General features: G+C 54.2%; 17 protein-coding genes. 15 read left to right on the forward strand and 2 right to left on the reverse strand.

All coding sequences use genetic code 11. From position 1 onward, the window contains the following. Positions 1–540 (reverse strand): MerC domain-containing protein (locus PJI16_04575; protein ID MDT3776835.1); only part of this gene is annotated, 540 nt, incomplete at its 3' end. Between the two features lie 290 nt (positions 541–830). On the opposite strand from PJI16_04575, the gene PJI16_04580 reads away from it, so the two are divergent. From PJI16_04580 to PJI16_04590, 3 genes are all read left to right on the forward strand, one after another. Further along, complete coding sequence (locus tag PJI16_04580) at positions 831–1,301, forward strand: Fur family transcriptional regulator (protein ID MDT3776836.1); 471 nt, start codon at positions 831–833, stop codon at positions 1,299–1,301. 4 nt (positions 1,302–1,305) lie between these two features. Beyond that, positions 1,306–1,719: a MerC domain-containing protein gene (locus tag PJI16_04585; GenBank protein MDT3776837.1), complete on the forward strand. Its 414-nt coding sequence runs from the start codon at positions 1,306–1,308 to the stop codon at positions 1,717–1,719. A 363-nt stretch (positions 1,720–2,082) separates the two neighbouring features. Beyond that, positions 2,083–2,385: a hypothetical protein gene (locus tag PJI16_04590; protein MDT3776838.1), complete on the forward strand. Its 303-nt coding sequence runs from the start codon at positions 2,083–2,085 to the stop codon at positions 2,383–2,385. 159 nt (positions 2,386–2,544) lie between these two features. On the opposite strand, the gene PJI16_04595 is transcribed toward PJI16_04590, so the two are convergent. Next, positions 2,545–2,700 (reverse strand): hypothetical protein, encoded by a 156-nt coding sequence (locus tag PJI16_04595; protein ID MDT3776839.1) that lies wholly within the window; start codon positions 2,698–2,700, stop codon positions 2,545–2,547. 259 nt (positions 2,701–2,959) lie between these two features. On the opposite strand from PJI16_04595, the gene PJI16_04600 reads away from it, so the two are divergent. From PJI16_04600 to PJI16_04655, 12 genes are all read left to right on the forward strand, one after another. Beyond that, on the forward strand, positions 2,960–5,080 hold the full coding sequence (locus tag PJI16_04600) for a histidine kinase (GenBank protein MDT3776840.1): 2,121 nt from the start codon (positions 2,960–2,962) through the stop codon (positions 5,078–5,080). Further along, a complete protein-coding gene (locus PJI16_04605; GenBank protein ID MDT3776841.1) occupies positions 5,077–5,856 on the forward strand; it encodes a LytTR family DNA-binding domain-containing protein in 780 nt (259 codons plus the stop codon). The genes PJI16_04600 and PJI16_04605 overlap by 4 nt, the downstream gene beginning before the upstream one ends. Positions 5,857–6,174: 318 nt before the next feature. Further along, complete coding sequence (locus PJI16_04610; protein MDT3776842.1) at positions 6,175–6,522, forward strand: hypothetical protein; 348 nt, start codon at positions 6,175–6,177, stop codon at positions 6,520–6,522. A gap of 278 nt (positions 6,523–6,800) precedes the next feature. Then, a complete protein-coding gene (locus tag PJI16_04615) occupies positions 6,801–8,879 on the forward strand; it encodes a pilus assembly protein N-terminal domain-containing protein (protein MDT3776843.1) in 2,079 nt (692 codons plus the stop codon). Next, a complete protein-coding gene (locus PJI16_04620; protein MDT3776844.1) occupies positions 8,876–9,805 on the forward strand; it encodes a pilus assembly protein in 930 nt (309 codons plus the stop codon). The genes PJI16_04615 and PJI16_04620 overlap by 4 nt, the downstream gene beginning before the upstream one ends. Then, positions 9,802–10,827 carry a hypothetical protein gene (locus PJI16_04625; protein ID MDT3776845.1) on the forward strand — a complete coding sequence of 342 codons (1,026 nt, stop codon included), beginning with the start codon at positions 9,802–9,804 and terminating at the stop codon, positions 10,825–10,827. Before PJI16_04620 ends, PJI16_04625 begins: the two co-directional genes overlap by 4 nt. 67 nt (positions 10,828–10,894) lie before the next feature. Further along, positions 10,895–12,124 (forward strand): Tad domain-containing protein, encoded by a 1,230-nt coding sequence (locus tag PJI16_04630; protein ID MDT3776846.1) that lies wholly within the window; start codon positions 10,895–10,897, stop codon positions 12,122–12,124. 14 nt (positions 12,125–12,138) lie between these two features. After that, positions 12,139–13,359 (forward strand): AAA family ATPase, encoded by a 1,221-nt coding sequence (locus PJI16_04635; protein ID MDT3776847.1) that lies wholly within the window; start codon positions 12,139–12,141, stop codon positions 13,357–13,359. A gap of 13 nt (positions 13,360–13,372) precedes the next feature. Next, on the forward strand, positions 13,373–14,827 hold the full coding sequence (locus PJI16_04640) for a CpaF family protein (protein ID MDT3776848.1): 1,455 nt from the start codon (positions 13,373–13,375) through the stop codon (positions 14,825–14,827). Next, positions 14,814–15,677 (forward strand): type II secretion system F family protein, encoded by an 864-nt coding sequence (locus PJI16_04645; GenBank protein ID MDT3776849.1) that lies wholly within the window; start codon positions 14,814–14,816, stop codon positions 15,675–15,677. The genes PJI16_04640 and PJI16_04645 overlap by 14 nt, the downstream gene beginning before the upstream one ends. An 11-nt stretch (positions 15,678–15,688) precedes the next feature. After that, positions 15,689–16,651, forward strand: a complete 963-nt coding sequence (locus PJI16_04650) for a type II secretion system F family protein (protein ID MDT3776850.1) — start codon at positions 15,689–15,691, stop codon at positions 16,649–16,651. 40 nt (positions 16,652–16,691) lie between these two features. Continuing rightward, positions 16,692–17,459 (forward strand): hypothetical protein, encoded by a 768-nt coding sequence (locus PJI16_04655; protein MDT3776851.1) that lies wholly within the window; start codon positions 16,692–16,694, stop codon positions 17,457–17,459. Positions 17,460–17,486 lie beyond the last annotated feature (27 nt).

Raw genomic sequence — 17,486 nt, forward strand, 5'->3', positions numbered from 1 at the left:
TCCTTGCCTAGTATGAGGCTTTTTAGATGTGTCCGTAAATTCGGGGGAAGACCAGTTTGACGTATGGGTGTGGAGCACAGAAAGAGGCCGGTGTGACGCAGGCTTGTCCGCCGTCGAACAGGTATGTGTATGAAGTCTGCAGCCTTGGTGATGCAATCGTCGATTAAGCCACCCCGCTCCAATCAACACAACTGCGCCGCTGATCATGAACAGGGATTCGCCAGCCTGACCATCTTCCCACCCAACGCGACCATATATCATTAGGAGAAATCCTATTCCGGACAGGATGAGCGGGGCCGGTTTTCGATGGAGAGGGATGGTGAGTATTTGGCTTCCCAGGGCCAGGCAACCCACGATTCCCATAAGAATCCAGTCGAATATATGCGAGGTCTCCGGAAGGAAGCGGGATGAAATTTCAGGCTGTGATCCGACGACAAGAGGAAGAACTAAGACTGCGAAAGGCGTCAATGAGCATTCGATGGCACAAAGGAATGAGGCGGTCATTCCCGCGCGCGCAAGTTTGTCTTCGAGTGTGTTCATCAATTGTTCCTGTGTGAGAAACGCGTAAGGTTTACCTCATGATCACGGCAGGACGGGTTTCACATTAGGGAATGGTTTGCCTGAGCACAGGATGAAAACATGATTTAGCGTGGCTCTCCCCATCTTTACATGATATCGGGTCCTCTGTGACGGACTTGATCCGGCTCTGGCATGTATCGCCGGTTCATGTCGTTGGAAAGTGAGGTGGATTGGCAGATGGTCGGCCGTAAATGACCATCCATTTTTATTTTCATGCAGATGAAAATTTTTTTCATTAGGCTTCCGTTTTTATGAATCGATGGGAGGAAAGCCGTCAATTGAGTGCGATGCAAGTGAGCCGGCTACCCAAAACGTATAAGGAAGCCTTACGGACAGCGGGTTACCGGTTTACCCGCCCGAGGCAGGCGGTCCTGCAGGTGCTACAAAGAGCCGACCATCCTTTGAGTGCCTTGGAGGTGTTTAGGCGATTGCAGGGAGATGATGTATCTATCGATCGGGTCACGGTATACCGGATTTTAGCGGTCCTGTCCCGGTTGGGATTGGTGGCGCAATTGGCGTTTGCCCAGGAGGGGCAATTCCGCTACGAATGGCGGGATGGGCGTGCTCTCTCCTACCATGTGCGTTGTCAGGAATGCGGAAGAATTGAATCGCTTTGTCTTCCCTCGTTGAAACGACTCAAATCCCTTATTAAAAGTAAGACCAGTTTCCTGGTGAATGACCAGTCTTTAGAATTCAACGGCTTGTGCCCCGACTGTCAATGAAGCCATGAAATCCCTTGGTCTTCATCTTTCAAAGATCGGGTCTTTGGCCTCTTTGGTTTGCGCCATCCATTGTGCCCTCACGCCGATAGTGCTGTTAAGTTTGCCCTTCATTCTTGCGCATTCGTCCGGGGAATGGAATGGGATTCTGGAAATGATGTTTGGTGAACGTACAGAATGGCTGTTCCTTGGAACGATCGGGCTTCTGGCAGGATTCGGATTGTTGACCACCTATTCCGTTCATCGTGACAAGCGGCCTGCTTGCGTATCCGGAATCGGTGTGGGGTTGTTGTTGATCTCGCGTGTGTGGATGGATCACCAAAGTCTCGGAGAGATCGCTTTGGATATTACGGGGGCAAGTGTTATCGCATGGGCTGGATTTTGGAACCGGCGGCTCTGCCGTTGCATAGGGTGCCCTTAACAGGAGTATAAACACAGGGCACGGTTTCTATGCGGGAATTGTGTCCTTTTGGGTCAGGGTGCCGGCAACCAGAGAACGAGAGGATTAAGAACCATGCGGAGCATTATGGTAAATCCAGCGGGGAATAAGCCCTTCGCAAAGACCCTGCCACATACAGCTGGTTATACCATACGCTCGAAAAAGAACTGCGTCGGATTCCTTGAGCATATTCCCCAAAGCCGCGGCTGTTTTTACTATCTGCCAAGCAGTACCACGCATCAGGTGGAGAGGGTCGGATCCGCCTCTAGATACAGGCGCCGATGAATTGAAATACTCCATGTGCCTTGGTTAAAGTGCTTCTATTGTTCTATTATTGAATTTTGCATGAAAACACAACACCAAATTATTGGATTTCTTCTTGCCGTCATCCTGGTTATCCTGCCTCTTTCTTCTGCATTGGGCGTCCAGCATGTCCTGGCCGGGGCAGACCTCGGCGGCCATGCCCACTCGGATTTCGATCTCTGTGATTGGGTACATATTCAGACGACAGGTTCCCTGTCGTTCGATGTGAATTCTTCATGGCTTTGTTTGTCTCGATCCGGCGATGTAGTGGTCCAAGCACCCTCATGTTTCAATAACCAGCCGGTTATTTCCTCCTGTTCACCTCGAGCTCCTCCCCAATCGTAATTTCCAGAATTTCTCAACCCGTATTTCGAAAAGCTGAAACTACCCCTGAGTTCCTTCAGGAATCTTGGACAGACGCGGATCTTCGTTCTGTCGATATCGGGATCTCGGGCGTCTCTGCTCTAGCTTGCGTCTTCATCCCGCCTCGCGAGATTTAGGCTATTAGGCAGATAGTTGACGATCCAGATAAGAGGATGACAGGTGCCGGAGCCGGCGTAAGTGGAGGCTGGTGTGAATAAAGATGATGCCGACCATTCCACAGGCAAGGGCCGGCTTCACGATAGAAAAGATGAGCAGCAATGCCAGAAAGACAGTCATTGTCGTGTGTGTCCTTAGGGTTGATCTGTAGAGTTGAGGGCTGAGGCTATATGGATATGTTCGGCCAAATGGGAGCTTAGCTTGAGAGGGGACACAGAGGATGATCCGGAAACCCTGACCATCAATCCTGGTATTAAATGACCGCTGATTGATTAAAACCGACCACTCGTCAGGTTAGCTTCGTGGAAATAATCTATCGGCTCTATGATGAGGCACCAATTTTGGGAAGGAAAGGAAATGGTTGTCATGGAACGATGCCATGTTGACTGAAGTGTCCGATTTCTCTGTCTCGTTTATCGCGCATGTCAGCGGGTACGCCATCGGCATGATTTTGTATGCCATGTTGTTGTGGCTGGTTTTCCAAGCCTTGCAGGAATCGACCCAAAAGGGTCAGAGCGAACCCTCTGCCCAATCACCCAGATGGCTTGCATGTTGGACGGCAATTTTAGGCTTGCTGTGGAATGTTGGAGCCCTGCTGGCCTTTCTGCTTCCGAATCTACACCTGACCGCACCGCTTCCGGTGTTATATGCGTTGGCGGTCTCCGCATTGGGGTTTCTTCCCGCTGTCGTTGTTCTGGCTATGGTTGATTCGCAGCCCATGGGTCTGTCTGCCTGGGTTCGTCGAGTAATTTCTGCATCCGGTTTTGTGTTAAGCGGGTGGGCATCTCTGATGCACCTCCATGCTGCTCTGATCGGGGAGGCGGGGAGCATGTCCGGAACAGCGCTCCAGGTCATGGTCTGGGGCTATCTCGTGTTTCTGATCTGGCTCCTGGCTGTCAGGGTCCGGACGGAGGGATGGGATTATATGGGAGGAATCGTCGTTCTTTCCGGATTGGCCATTGCTGTTCTTCCCTTTAGTCAGCATGAGACCGGGGAATATTCCTGGGGCATGGAGGTTGTCGGTCATCACGCCAACCTCCTGTTGGCCCTGGCCATTCTCTATCAGGACTACCGCTTTGCTCTGGGAGACCTTTTCTTGAAGCGGGCGTTATCGTTTTTGGTGTTGGCCCTGGTGACGCTTGGTGCGTTGATCACCGTTGGGATTCCGGTGTTACGGCTCGACCCGGACAATGAAATGGCCAACCTATCCCGGCTTGGTGTTTTTTTGGCACTTTGGATCATCACTGCGTTGGCCTATCCCCATTTGCGAAAAGCGGTGATCTGGCTGGTGGATGTCGTGGTGTTGCGGCGTCCGGACTACGATCAGCTCAGGCAGGAGGTGGCGATCGAGGTTAATCAGGAGGAAGAGCCCGAACGGATTTTGTCCCATGTCGGCGCGTTACTCCAGCCAGCTCTGTTGGCCAGACAGATTACCTGGAGGCCTTGGAGACTGGACGGCGAGGCCGGGTCTGAATGGCCGGGCCAGGTCGGCTCCTTTGACGGGGATCGGGAGGAAGAATCTCTGGCCAGTGGAGCGGTCTCCGTTGGAAGCCTGGTCAGAAAAGGGAGCAGAGGGTCTTCTTTGGCCACGCCTTGCGGAGAAGAGTTCCTCGTGGTTATTCCAACGATGGAATTGCCTCAATACGTTCTGGTGATCCAGGGGTTTTTCCATCGAAGGCGATTGCTTTCGGACGATCTGGTCCTGTTGGAAGCCGTGGCCCATATCATTGCCAGAAGGATCGATGCGGTGCGTTCGGCCCACGAGCGCTGTGCCGTCGCCATTCGAGAGCAGGAAATGAGAAAACTGACCATTGAGGCGGAACTCCGGGCTCTGCGCACCCAATTGAATCCTCACTTTTTATTTAATGCCTTAACCACCATTGGCTATCTTATTCAAACGGCACCGGCGCGGGCGCTGGACACGCTCATGCGGCTGACGGAGTTGCTGAGAGGCGTGTTGAAGCATCTTGAGGGGGATTTTTCCACCTTGGGCCAGGAAGTGGATTTGGTCCAGGCTTATCTCATGATTGAACAGGCACGTTTCGAACGGCGGTTGGCCTATCAAGTCAATGTGCCGTCAAATTTACGGGATCTACGGGTGCCGGCTCTGGTGTTGCAACCACTGGTGGAAAATGCGGTGAAACACGGTATTCAAAAGTGTGCCAAGGGAGGGGTCATTAAAATCGAGGCCGAAGTGGAACAGCGGAAAAACGAACATGATCACGGAGCATGGATAACTCCTGAGCTCGTAATTACGGTGCAGGATACGGGACATGGTCTGTCAGGGAAGGGGCAGGAGGCTGCCTGGGGAGCTGGGATCGGGTTGGCCAATATCAGGAAACGTTTGCAATTACATTATGGCGATCATGCCACGCTATCCATGCATCGAAACCCGAAGCTTGGCACGATTGTCCACATCCGTATTCCTCTTGTTCGTTCGAGCGATCTCCTGGCAGAAGAATCCGAATGTCTTCATTCCGTCCAGGGAGCGAAAGAATGAGCGGAAAAATCCGGGTCATTGTTGTTGATGATGAGCGGCCGGCACGGTCATTTCTGGCGACAACCCTGAAGACCCTGGATGATGTCGACATTGTGGGTGAAGCGGAGAACGGTGAGGACGCGATCAGCCTGATTCAACGGGAACAACCCGATCTGGCATTGCTGGATCTTCAAATGCCTGGATTGGATGGCCTCTCCTTGGTCAAGGCCATCAAAAAAGGGCATATTCCGTTGATTGCGTTTGTCACGGCCCACAATGAATATGCCATCGAGGCGTTCGATATCGAGGCCATCGACTACTTGTTGAAACCGGTCGATCGCTTGCGACTGCGAAAAACCATCAAACGGGCAAAGGAGCGTTTGGAACGGGAAGATGTCATGGCGAATGAATTGGAAGCTCGACCGCGCGGCCAGGAGGGGAGCCCTCCGGAGGATTCGGATTACATGGACCGTCTCCCGATCAAAAAGAAGGAAGAGATCATTTTCCTGCCGGTCAATCAGATCGCCTCTATCGTCTCGGATGGAGAGTTGATGCATATCACCACGCTTCGAAAGGAACGTCATACTATCAGCCACCGGCTCAAGGCGCTTGAGGCCAGACTGGATCCCAGGCGATTCGTGCGTTTGGGTCGCGGGACTTTGGTCAATGTGGAGTCGATATGCCGGGTGGCTACTATGCCGGGTGGGTCGTATGTCGTCACCTTGACCAATACCCAACAACTCAGAGTCAGCCGCAGTCAGTCACGATTTTTACGGCACCAAATCTTGAGGTTGTAAGATACCTGTCTTGCGGATCAATCCCTTGCCGGTTTTCCCCTTCCCCTCTGCCGTAATCCAGTCATTCAGGCCAATCAACCGCTCATGAAATTATATGACCGTTCATAAAAAAAGACTGTGGATTACGCGCATCCCGCCTTTATAAATTGACTGGTATTCGAAATGAAAGTTTATGGAAAGCCGTGTAGTCCGTTCAGTGACAGGTTTCCGGAAATCGTAAGTCTCAGGCGAGTGCCCGGACGCTTGAAGGAGGATTTGTCTTCTTTGACCCTCCAGGGTCCTTAAGGCGTCAATATCAATTAAAAGGAGGGTTTTCGTATGTTTAAAAAGTTACGTAGTCAAGCGGGCGCGGCGTTGGTGGAATATAGCCTTCTCGTCGCGGGAATTGCCTTAATCGGAGCGGCCGCCGTGGCGGTATTCGGCCACAAAACCTCGGATATGATGGCCGCGGTCGCTGCGGTGTTGCCCGGGGCACATGCTGACGATAATGCCCCGATTGTCGCAGGAAAAATCATTGAAACCAGTGTAGATGGTGGACCCGGTGGCGATGCCATTGCCTTGGATATTGGCGGCATTGTTGCCAACGCCGGCACCGAACGGCTAGGAAATAGCTTTGGGACCACTACGAGTATTTCGACATTGGTTGTCGAAGCTCAATCCGAGTAAGCTCCCTAGGGTTTGTACATGCATGCGAGTAAAAAGCCTTCCCAGTCGAGTCAGGCCGGGAAGGCTTTTTGTTTGAGCCGTCCATTGGTAAAAAATAGCCGTTCATTGGATGACTCTGACAGTCCAGAAGAATCACCTCGTGGGCGAGCGAAGCAATCTCCTATAAGACCTTTACAGTCGGACCATACAAGCCCTTGCAGGACATGTGGGGGAAGAGCGGATTGGGCCTGGAGCAAGATAGAACCGGTGTGTAGATGAACGAGGGTATAACGAATAAAATGAAAGATAATCCAGCTAGATTGCCAAAGCCTGTCACTCTGGGCTATCAGAATATCCGGCGCATGAGCCTCCTGGTGAGCGTGATTTTTCTGCTTCTTCTTCCCACCGCAATAGCCCAAACGCCCTCTTCGAAGCTATCCCCAAGGACAATAGTTCTTAAAAAATCCCCGGAGTCTCCTACCCCTTTGCCCGTGATTGTGGCCCAACACCGACGTGTGTTGATTGATGATCCGGTGCAGCGGGTTGCGGTGGGCGATACGTCCATCGTTTCGGCTCAGTTGATTAACAATAAGGAAATCTTGTTTCTTGGTCAGCGGCCCGGACGCACCTCGGTCATTGTCTGGCTTCAGTCAGGAGCGATTCGTCATTATCAATGCAATGTGCAGTTGGATCTTTCCGTTCTGCATGCGGCTTTGCATAACGTTCATCCCAGCATCGGTGTGACCAGCGCTCCGGACCGTGACGCCTTGATCCTGACCGGAAAGGTTCCTGATGTGACCTATTCTCAGGCGGCGGAGGGAATCGCGCAGAAATATGTGAATGCCAGAACGGGAGAAAGAAAGGCAGGTCAAGGGCCCTTTGTGAAAAGTTCCGACGGGCAGCGGGCAAATCAATCTCAGCCCGGAAGGTCGAGTCAATCCTCGGGATCATCCAGCTCTTCTTCCGATGATGAGGCTGATGGAGAATCCCCATCAAGCGATTCCTCCGCCCACATTGAAGTCGCGGAGGCCATCCCGGTCGGCGGCACCATTATCAATCTGATTCAATTGGATACGTTGCCGGCTACTCCCGAGGAGCGCATGCAAGAGGCAATTCGGAATCTTGGGGGTGAGCAGGTGACGGTGCGGCGAGTCAAACGAGGTATTGTGCGTGATGATGAGCAGGATGTCTTTGTCCTGGAGGGGTCGGTGAAAAATCAAGTGGCCCTCTTGCGTGTGCTGGAGGTGGGTTCCCGAATGCTGACCGGCCACGGCGCCACGCGACATAGTATTCGCGTGGTGGGTGATGAAGCGGGGGCGTTGGCCGGTCGATTGGGACAACAGCAAGGGGGGCAGCAAGGGCAGCAAGGGCGAATGATGATTGGTGGGGGCGGCGGTGGAATTGGCCAGCTGTTTGGAGGGGCAGGTAGGTCGGGGCGCGTCAGTAACCTGGTGCAATCGAATCTGGGCCGGGCCAAAGTGATCGAAGCGGCCAATGGGCGCATTATTTCTTTTCTTCATGTGAGGGATCTTCCGCAAATTCGGGTCAACATCAAACTCTATGAAGTCAATCGGACAAAACTGCGATCCTATGGCTCGGATTTTGTCGGGACCTTTGACAATTTCGGGTCAGCCCCCGAGTCCGGGGCCCGAAACATTTTGGGCTTTCTGACCGGTACGCTTGTAGCCGACACGTTTATTCGAAGCGGCGAGTTTGCCATTCGATCAGTCTTCACCTATTTGGAGAGTCTGGATTTGGCGCGAAGCCTGGCTTCTCCTTCGCTCACCGTGCTGTCTGGAGAAATTGCCGCCTTTCTGGTTGGAGGAGAAGTCCCGATCGAGCAGGCATTTTCCCCGTTTTTCGGCGGTGGAGATATCACTGGTGCGGCAGGGGTTTTTCAGTTTGTCACGTTTCGTGAATTCGGGATCTCCCTCCGTGTTCGCGCGCTGGTGGGGGAAGACGGGGATCTCACGATCGATGCGGTTCCGCAAGTGGTGACACCTGATTTGACCTTGACGGCGGGCATTGAAGAGGCCACGGGAACCAATCAACCCACGACAGCATTCAAAAACCGGTCCATGCAGACGAGTGCACGCATGCAGGATGGCCAGGCCATCCTGATTGGAGGCCTCCTCTCGCGTGACAAATCAGATCAGCAGGACTTTATTCCTGGAGTTCGTGACATCCCGGGGTTGGGTTGGTTGTTTCGACGGTTTACGCAAAACGACGAAGAGGTTGAACTGGTTATTGTCATTCATCCTGTCATTATGAGGGAGCCGATTCCCGAGGTGGGCCTCTGGGCTTTTCCCACTCTCACCGACTATCGACCGGCTTGGGAATTCAAGTCATGGCCGGCACCTGAGGAGAAAGGCTTGTGAAGTGGAGTGTAAAAGCCTTGATGACAAAGGCTCATCCATCCTTCGGTCCGGTGGCATCACAACGTGGCGGGGTACTCATTGAATTTGCCTTTCTGTCGTTGGTGTTCTATGTGCTGGTTGCGTTGGTTGTGGACATCGGAAGAATGGTATTTGCCGCTCAAGTGCTCCAGGATGCTGCCCGTGTGGCCGCCCGCGAATTGGCATTGGTCCCCCTTCCCGCCGCCATGACCTTTGAGCAAGCGTTGGAGGATCCAACGGTCCTGGCTCAGGTATTCGATCCGGCCTTGCTGGTCATCGATCTCGACACGTTTGGCGATGACGATGTGGCGTTTCAAGCGTTTCTGGATCAGTTGCCCATGGTCAATAAAATGTTGAGACCGCTCATGATTTTCGAACAGGCTGACATTCAAGGTTCCGGCCGACGATTGCTGAGGTTTCCCGGTGCGCTTTTGAATGATCCTTCGGCCCCGAGTGGTCTGGGAGTGGGAATTCCACGGGTGGAATCCCGCGGGGCGAATGGCGTGGAAGCCATTCGATGGGTTCCGGTTCTTGAAGAAATCACGAACGGCTCTTTCAGTCTGGTGCCACTTGACCCCGAGAATCCGCCTCCTCAACGGGGTCTGGTGGCGGTTCGCATCAATTATCCGTTTCAAGCGGCGATGTTGAGCGGTTTTCAGCAAGGTCCGGGAGGCCCGTTTGAACCGAACCTGGACAATCGCATTCAAGCGGACGATGAAAGCGTAGACGATTCCATAAATGCTCCGCCACGGGGGACGCCATTTGGGATTGGTGACTTGCCTGAAGTAGGCGTGTACGGCGGACGTTTTGGCCTTGGAGGACAATTGGCTTTTGGCGGTGAAACGCTCAGGCCCTACAGGAAGCTTCTTTCCGCTCAAGCCATTTCCAGGCGGGAGGTGTTCTTATGAAAACTGCCGGGTTTCATCCTCGATCGTCGTGGGTCAGATTCGTGTCGTCCCCGTTTTTTTTGGCGGGCATGCTTGTCGTGATTCTAGGGGGATTGTGGGTGTCCGGCCTGGTGAACCCTTGCTGGTTCGGAGTGAATTGCGGGCCTTCCACGGAGGGGCTGGTTGCCGTTCCGGTCAGCGCGCAAACGATTCCGGCGTTCACCCAATTGAGCCGTCAACATGTGTGGAATGCCGGAAAAGGGCAGCCGGCTGTCGTGCTGCTTCCCCCGGAACAGGTGACCGAGGCAATGAAAACCAATTTAACGGACATTCTCGGTCGTGTCCTTGGGCGAGAGAAGCCTGCCGGATATGTTTTCACGGAAGTCGATTTTCTGCCGCGTGGTTCCCGTCCTGGGTTAGTCGGGGGGATTCCCCCAGGGAAGCGGGCGGTCCGGGTCGAAGCCGGTCAGGTCAGCGGGTTATATGGCCTGAATCCCGGAGATCGCTTCGACCTGATCGCGACTTTGCCGATCGACGCGGAGGGGAAGGAAAACTCATTGACCATGGGAGGAGTCTATGGTCAACAATTAGCGCTCCAGGCGAATTTACATAATTGGGCCAAACAAGCCACCGTGCGGGTGCTGGTGCAAAACGGTGTGCTGGTTCAACCGTTGACGACCCGGGAAATTCCTCTCTCGATGAATACGCTGACCCAGGGTCTTGTGGTCAAAAAGAAGCCTGTTCAAGAAATCGTCATCGCGGTGGACCCGGAAGAAGTGGCTTCATTGACCGAAGCCGTAGCCGTGAAGGCCGAGATTACGACCATTCCTCGTTCAGGACATCCGGACGATCCCGGGGACAGCGAGACACCGGAATCCCAACCCTGGAGCCCCTTTTGGAATACGTTGGCTTTAGGGAAGTCTTCTGGCGGGATTTCAAAAAATGGAAATACGGAATCTTCGCTCACGTTTGTGGAAACCTTGAACGGATCGGGAGAACGGGAGTTAATTACCGTGCCTGTTGCGTCGGATCGGGAGAAATAGTGCGATGTTATACACGATGTACGTTCATGCTTGAACGCGACACGGTACACTTTGGGAATGTCAGGCTATGTTGGTGCTGTTCGTCTTGCTGGTTTGGGGAATGCTGGGTATTGGCTCCTTAGTGATCGATTGGGGGTATGTCAATCTCACCAGAGTGCAAATGCAAAATGTTGCAGATGCTGCGGCGGGGGAAGGCTTGCGTCTGCGTGATGTGGCCCCAGAGGATCCGGTTGCCAGTGATCTCAACCGCCGGGTGGCGGTGAGCCAGCTGGCCGCATGGACGTATGATGATGACTTTGATCTGACCGACGATCTCCTGCAGTTTGGTGCGGGGCCTGATATGTTCCTGACTGGAGGACAAACCGACCTCAATGCGATGCAGAAATTAGACGTCCCGCCGGCCCCCGTCTACAAACCGGTGTTGCAATGGAATGATGAAGCCAATGCCCGACATGGCGATATGGTCAGCGGGACGTTTGGGATTCCCGATCCCGGTTGTTCGGTGGAAGCCCCGCGCCGGGAATGTGCAAATTATACCCGGATCGATTTCGTCCCGGCTGAAGTGAACGCCAGTCCGACGGCCGATGCCTTTCTCGTGCGATTGCGGCGCTCCATAAAACCGGAACCCTTTCAAGGTCAGGCCAGCGTCGATAATGTGCCGGGAGTGAGTTCGGCCGGCCCGACCCTGCCGCTGGTGTTAGGACTTGGCTCGCCTCTCCAGGCCCAAATCGATTCGCCTGGAATTCGTTTTACGGGCATAACCGTGCGGGCGACAGCCATTGCCGATGCCCGCCCTGTTCGAGGAGTGGGTCTGCCGGATATCTTGTCCGAGCCTCCCCGTCTGGGTGTTGCCCCGTTTGCGCTTGCCCGTGCAGGCTGGCGGGATTCTCTGGTGATGGATGTTCCCAGTTCGGGCACCGTGGATTCTTCAGGGGTCGTGGCGGTCGGGTCCACGGCAATAGGCCGGTTTCTCCTTCCGGTTACGAGCATTGGCGAACCTGTTCTTGCTCGATTTCCTGAAGGGGGACAGGTGACGATCGACGGATATGCACCTCTCTACGAAGATTTTTTGGGGACGGAACGGGTGGTGGGATTTGCACGGGTTGAAATGACCGGCACCTCGCCCGGTTCGGTACAGATTATCAGGCGACCGGGTCAAGTGGCTGTAGAAAATGCCACCGTCTCTCTCCTGCCTGCGTTTCCCCTTCTGCCGGAACCCGAATTGGCATTGTTGCTTCATGTTAATCGTGACATTCAGAAAGAGGGAGCCCTGCTGGCTCCGGCGCTGGTTCGTTAAGGAGTAAACGTGCAATGGAAACGAATCTCCATATCCTCGTGGTAGGGAAATCCCCTGGACTCCGCGCGGAATTTGATTCCGCGCTTCAGGGTGTGGGCAGTTACCGATGCGTCACGGTCTATGCCGAGTCATTCCGTCATGCGGAAGAGCTGGCCAGGAACCGCCGGCCTCAATTGATTTGTGTCGAGATGAATGGAAATCTTCGCGGCTTGAAGGAGTTTACGATTGATGTGTCTCAGATGTTGCCGGGAACCGCTATCGCCGGCTTGTACAAGCCCGATCTTTTTGAATCTGATCAATCGGAAAGCGCATTTATTCTTGAAGGCGTCCGGGCGCGTATTCAGGATTTCCTCCGGCACCCGCTCTCCAGCACCGAAATTCGACAGGTCTTCGACCGGGTTTTTGTGCAGGGAAAGACCAAATCCAGCCTGTCCCCGCTCGGCCATATCGTCTCGTTTGTCAGCAACAAAGGCGGAGTGGGGAAATCGACGATTTCAGTCAATATGGCGTGTTTGCTGGCCAGTCGCCATCCCGGCCAGGTGTTGCTGGTGGATGCGTCTTTGCAGTTGGGCGTTGCCGCAGTGATGCTTGATCTGAATCCCCGAACGACCATTGTGGACGCCGTTCGTGAAAAAGGACGTCTTGATGAGACGTTGCTTCGCGAATTGACCGTGTCTCATCCGTGCGGGTTGTCGCTTCTGGCCGCGCCGGGGAATGCGGCCGAAGCGTCTGAGGTGGATGAGGAATCCATGTATCGTATTTTGAACTTAGCGCGGCGAACGTTCACGTACGTGGTGGTTGATACGTTTCCCATGTTGGATAGTGTCGTGATGACGGTGTTGGATCTGTCCACCTTTACCTATGTCGTGATGCAGGGAACGGCGCCCAATGTCATTGGCACGGCCAAACTGCTTCCAATTTTGGAGGGGCTTGGATGTCCGGTCGAGCGTCAGCGTTTGGTCCTGAATCAGAACTACCGGAATTTTGCCGGAAATTTGACGCAAACGGAGATTGAGGAGCGGTTGATGAGAGAATTTCATTATGTCTTTCCCTATCAAAAGAAACTGTTAACCTGCGCCAATCTCGGGGAACCGTATATTCTCCAAACTACCCGATACTTCGGGTTCGGACGTAGCGCTCATCTGTTGGTTGGGGAAATCGAGCAGTTAGCGGACCGGGCGGTTGCCGCGGAAATTGATCACTTGGCGAAACTGATGAACGAGGAGCCGGCCTGACCGTTCCCTTACCATGAGCGAACAGGATTTTCCATTACCTTCGTCATCAGAGAGCCGGCCGCCCGTTCCGTTTGGAAAATCATTAAGTGCGGATACGGCCTCGAGGCTCAAGGCTGCGCTGAAACGTCCGGCGATGAACGTGGTCAAAGACGAAGCATTGCTGGATGATCCATTGGCGCGAGTCAAGCATGCCGATTATCTGTCGATTAAAAGCGCCCTTCAGGAGCGACTCCTGAATGAAATCGGAGAACATTTGGCCGCTGGACTCAATCATGAGGATGTATCGGCCGTAGTGAAGGAGTTTACCGCGCGGATTTTAGAATCGGAGCACATTCCCTTGAATCAGGCGGAGCAGGGACGGCTGGCCGAAGAATTGACCGAGGAAGCCATTGGTTTGGGGCCCTTGACTCCGCTGTTGGCCGATCCGGCTGTGACGGATATTCTTGTCAACGGCCACCAGTCAGTCTATGTGGAGCGGTATGGCCGGTTGGAAAAAACTGACGTTCAGTTTCTGGACGACGATCATGTGATTCGGGTGATCGAGCGGATTGCGGCGCAAATGGGCCGGAGGGTGGATACGGCCTCTCCAATGGTGGATCTACGCCTGGCGGATGGCACGCGGGTTAATGCCACCCTGCCTCCGGCGACGATCGACGGGCCGACCCTCTCCATTCGGCGGTTTGGCGTCCGTCGGCTACGGCGGAATGATCTCCTGGGACTGGGAACGCTGTCGCCGGATATGGCGACGTTTCTGGAGCTGGTGGTTCGCGGCAAGAAAAATCTTCTGATTTCAGGTGGAACGGGGGCCGGGAAATCCACCCTGTTGGGGGCGTTGTCGGAGGCTATTCCCTTTCACGAGCGCATCATTACGATTGAAGATACCGCGGAATTACACCTGGATCAGGAACATGTGGTCCGGATGGAAACCCGGCAGCCGAATATCGAGGGCAAAGGGCGGATTTTGGCTAGGGATCTGGTGGTGAATGCCTTACGGATGCGGCCGGACCGGATCATCGTCGGGGAAGTTCGTGGGCCGGAATCCCTGGATATGTTGCAAGCTATGAATACCGGTCATGAAGGCAGCATGAGCACGGTTCACGCCAATTCCCCCCGTGATGCGTTGTCGCGGTTGGAAACCATGGTGCTTTTTGCGGGCACGGAATTGCCTTCCCGCGCCATTCGAGAGCAAATGGTTTCTGCCCTTCATCTTATTATTCAGGTCCGGCGGTATGAAGACGGCGTGCGCCGGATCGAAACGATTGCGGAAATGACCGGCATGGAGGGCCTGACCCCTCTCATGCAGGACATCTTTCAGTTCCGGCGGCGCGGGTTTCGGGGAAAGCGTGTGGCCGGAGAATTTGTGCCGACCGGTATCGTTCCAAGAGTGGTTGAAGAATTGCGTGAACAGCATATCGACATTCCCCTGTCCCTGTTTACCGGAGGAAGAGATCTCCATGGGTTTTCGTGAATTTGCGGGGTTGATGGCGATTGGTCTGATTGTCGGGCTGTGCGTTTGGTGGTGGAGAAACTTCTCTTTTCGGGTGGCCACTCAGGCCAGGCTTGCGCAGGATGGGGCAGGGCGGGAATCCCATCAGACCGGTCGGTCGGTCCGGCGCGTATTCCCTCCCCGTTATCGTATCATTCCCGCGTGTCTAGGAGTGGGAGCGAGTGTTGGTTTATTTTATTTCGTGGAGTTCTCTCCCCCGTTTGCCGGAGCCGCAGGGCTGATGCTTGGAGTGTTAGGATTTTTACTGGAGTCTATTATTGCCGGCAAGCGCTTGAGCCGCATTGAAACCCAATTGGCCGATTCGATCGATCTAATGGTGGGAGCCTTACAGGCGGGGTTATCACTCCCCAAGGCGCTGGATACTGCTCGACAGGAGTCTGTCGCGCCTCTACGGCCGTATTTGGATAACCTTGTGCGAAAAATCCGTCTGGGAGAAAACCCCGCAACTGCAGTTCGAGAATTGGGAGAGCGGGTTCCGTTGGAAACCTTTCAACTGTTTTCGCTGACGCTTTCGGCCCAGTGGTGGACAGGAGGGAGTTTGGCCCCCACCTTGTCCGTTGTGGGAAGAACGATTCGGGACCGGATTGAACTCTCCCGGCGTATTCGGACCCAAGCCGTAGAGGCTAAAGCCTCGGTGATCGGGGTGTTGGCCATATCCTATGTGTTGACGTTCATCATGTGGAGGGCGAATCCCCGCCCGTTAGAGAATTTTTTCAATAGTGACATCGGATCCTTGCTGGCGGGAGCGGCTATCGGATTGCAAGCGTTGGGCATCGTGTGGATTAACCGGATCAGTCAGGTCAAATTTTAGGTGAGGTCGTCATGGATCGAATGTGGTATTTCGGCCTGATTATTGTCGCGATTGTGGCATCAGTCATGTTGACGCCCTGGGCGGGTATGTTTGTCGCGCTTCTTCTGCTGTTGTTCGGAATGGTTTCTTGGGCAAGTCGTCACCGGAGTGTTGAGCGGGTTCGCGACACTCTGGAGTCGGAACGTTCTGTTCTGGAACTTGGACGGGCACGCTCCGAGTGGTGGCTGCGCCGGTGGTTGTTTTTGTCGGGGTTTCGAGGGCGATTGGCGCCCGTGGTCTTTATGGGACTTACCGGAGGAGCGCTAGCTCTGGGAATCGCGAGTGCATATATCATGAACCGGTCTGGAGTGGTTGATGTGATGGTGGTGCCACTGCAGGGTATTCCGGGAGGAATCGGGGAGGCTTTTATTTCCGTGGCCTATGCGGGCCCCTGGATCGTGCTTTCCCTGTTAGCCAGCATTCCATTGCTGGTGGTTCGTGCGTCCCGTCGCCAACGGGTCACGGATGTCGACCATGACCTTCCTTTGATGCTGGAATTGCTGGCCACGCTGACAGAAGGGGGACTGAGTTTTGATGCGGCCCTGGATAAAATACTCGGGGCCCAGTTTCGCACCAGGCCTTTGTCGCAGGAGTTTCGTACCTACCATCGAGAACTGCAGCTGGGTGTGTCCAGATTGCAGGGTCTTCGACGGCTGGCCTACCGTTTGGAAGTGACTTCCGTCTCGTTCCTGATTTCCGCATTGATTCAAAGCGAACAAGTAGGGGCAAGTATTGCCACGATGCTTCGCCGTCAGGCCGACGATCTCCGGAACCGTCGCCGAGAGCAGGCTTTGATGCTTGCTCAAGCCCTTCCCGTCAAATTGGTGGTTCCGCTCATTCTTTGCTTTCTCCCGGGAATATTCGTGTCCACGCTCGGTCCCTCGTTACATCAACTGGTGAACCTTGTGAGCGGGATGACGGGAGGGATTCGGTAATGGTCTGGCCTGTGAGTCCCTACACAGCAGAGGAGTCGACGTGAAGTTGTGGGCTGCCTCTGGGTTGATAGTTGGTCTGCTTGTCTGTTCGGCGTGCGCCGATGCCCCTTATCTTCGAAATCAATACGAAACGGCCTGCACGTTACCCGATCTTCAACTGGCCGAAGCGTGGGACTTGCTGGAGGAAGCCCGATCGACCTCTGGCGGATGCGACCGCGATGCTCGCGGAATGGATCGTTGCCGTGCGCTGCGCGGTGAAATTGAAAGAATTGCGTTTGTTTGTCCAAACCACATTCCTTCTTTGATGACGACGGCTGTTCTGGCCTATGAGGACAGGGACTTGGGGAAAGCCGGGGAACGGCTCACATCCATTTTGGATATGGTCAAAGTGCATCCGGACGCCGCGGTGTTACGGGCACGGATTGCTCTGGAAGAAGGGAATCTTCCGTTCGCCCTTACCTTCCTGAAACAGCGCATGGAGCTGTCTCCTGACCATGCTCAGCTCCGGGAGGTGTATGCGGCCACCCTGTTTCTTTCCGGGCGACTTGAAGAAGCCAGGACTCAATTGGCGGTGGCCGAACAACTCGGGGCCCCTCGATGGCGGGTTGCATATCATCTCGGGCTGTTTGAAGAACGGAAGGGAGAGCTACAGAAAGCGCGCCTCCTGTACCAGGAATCTGCGGATTTAAAGGCTGATTGGACTCTTCCCATTTCCCGGTTGCACGGGCTATTGGCCAAGCCTCTTTCAGATAAAAAGCCGTCTGCTCTGGATGGAGGTTATTTCGAGCTTCCTTCGCTTCTCAAGTAGAAGCATGTTGTTTCGGCTACGAAACCC

Source organism: Nitrospira sp. MA-1 (genome assembly GCA_032139905.1).
In the GTDB taxonomy this organism is placed as follows: Bacteria; Nitrospirota; Nitrospiria; order Nitrospirales; family UBA8639; genus Nitrospira_E.

Bases quoted from the DNA above. Each gene is read 5' to 3' on its own strand.
- PJI16_04610 (MDT3776842.1), top strand. From the start codon at position 6,175: ATGTTTAAAAAGTTACGTAGTCAAGCGGGCGCGGCGTTGGTGGAATAT.
- PJI16_04595 (MDT3776839.1), bottom strand. From the start codon at position 2,700: ATGACTGTCTTTCTGGCATTGCTGCTCATCTTTTCTATCGTGAAGCCG.
- PJI16_04585 (MDT3776837.1), top strand. From the start codon at position 1,306: ATGAAATCCCTTGGTCTTCATCTTTCAAAGATCGGGTCTTTGGCCTCT.
- PJI16_04645 (MDT3776849.1), top strand. From the start codon at position 14,814: ATGGGTTTTCGTGAATTTGCGGGGTTGATGGCGATTGGTCTGATTGTC.
- PJI16_04650 (MDT3776850.1), top strand. From the start codon at position 15,689: ATGGATCGAATGTGGTATTTCGGCCTGATTATTGTCGCGATTGTGGCA.
- PJI16_04590 (MDT3776838.1), top strand. From the start codon at position 2,083: ATGAAAACACAACACCAAATTATTGGATTTCTTCTTGCCGTCATCCTG.
- PJI16_04580 (MDT3776836.1), top strand. From the start codon at position 831: ATGAATCGATGGGAGGAAAGCCGTCAATTGAGTGCGATGCAAGTGAGC.
- PJI16_04600 (MDT3776840.1), top strand. From the start codon at position 2,960: ATGTTGACTGAAGTGTCCGATTTCTCTGTCTCGTTTATCGCGCATGTC.
- PJI16_04640 (MDT3776848.1), top strand. From the start codon at position 13,373: ATGAGCGAACAGGATTTTCCATTACCTTCGTCATCAGAGAGCCGGCCG.
- PJI16_04635 (MDT3776847.1), top strand. From the start codon at position 12,139: ATGGAAACGAATCTCCATATCCTCGTGGTAGGGAAATCCCCTGGACTC.
- PJI16_04605 (MDT3776841.1), top strand. From the start codon at position 5,077: ATGAGCGGAAAAATCCGGGTCATTGTTGTTGATGATGAGCGGCCGGCA.
- PJI16_04630 (MDT3776846.1), top strand. From the start codon at position 10,895: ATGTTGGTGCTGTTCGTCTTGCTGGTTTGGGGAATGCTGGGTATTGGC.
- PJI16_04625 (MDT3776845.1), top strand. From the start codon at position 9,802: ATGAAAACTGCCGGGTTTCATCCTCGATCGTCGTGGGTCAGATTCGTG.
- PJI16_04615 (MDT3776843.1), top strand. From the start codon at position 6,801: ATGAAAGATAATCCAGCTAGATTGCCAAAGCCTGTCACTCTGGGCTAT.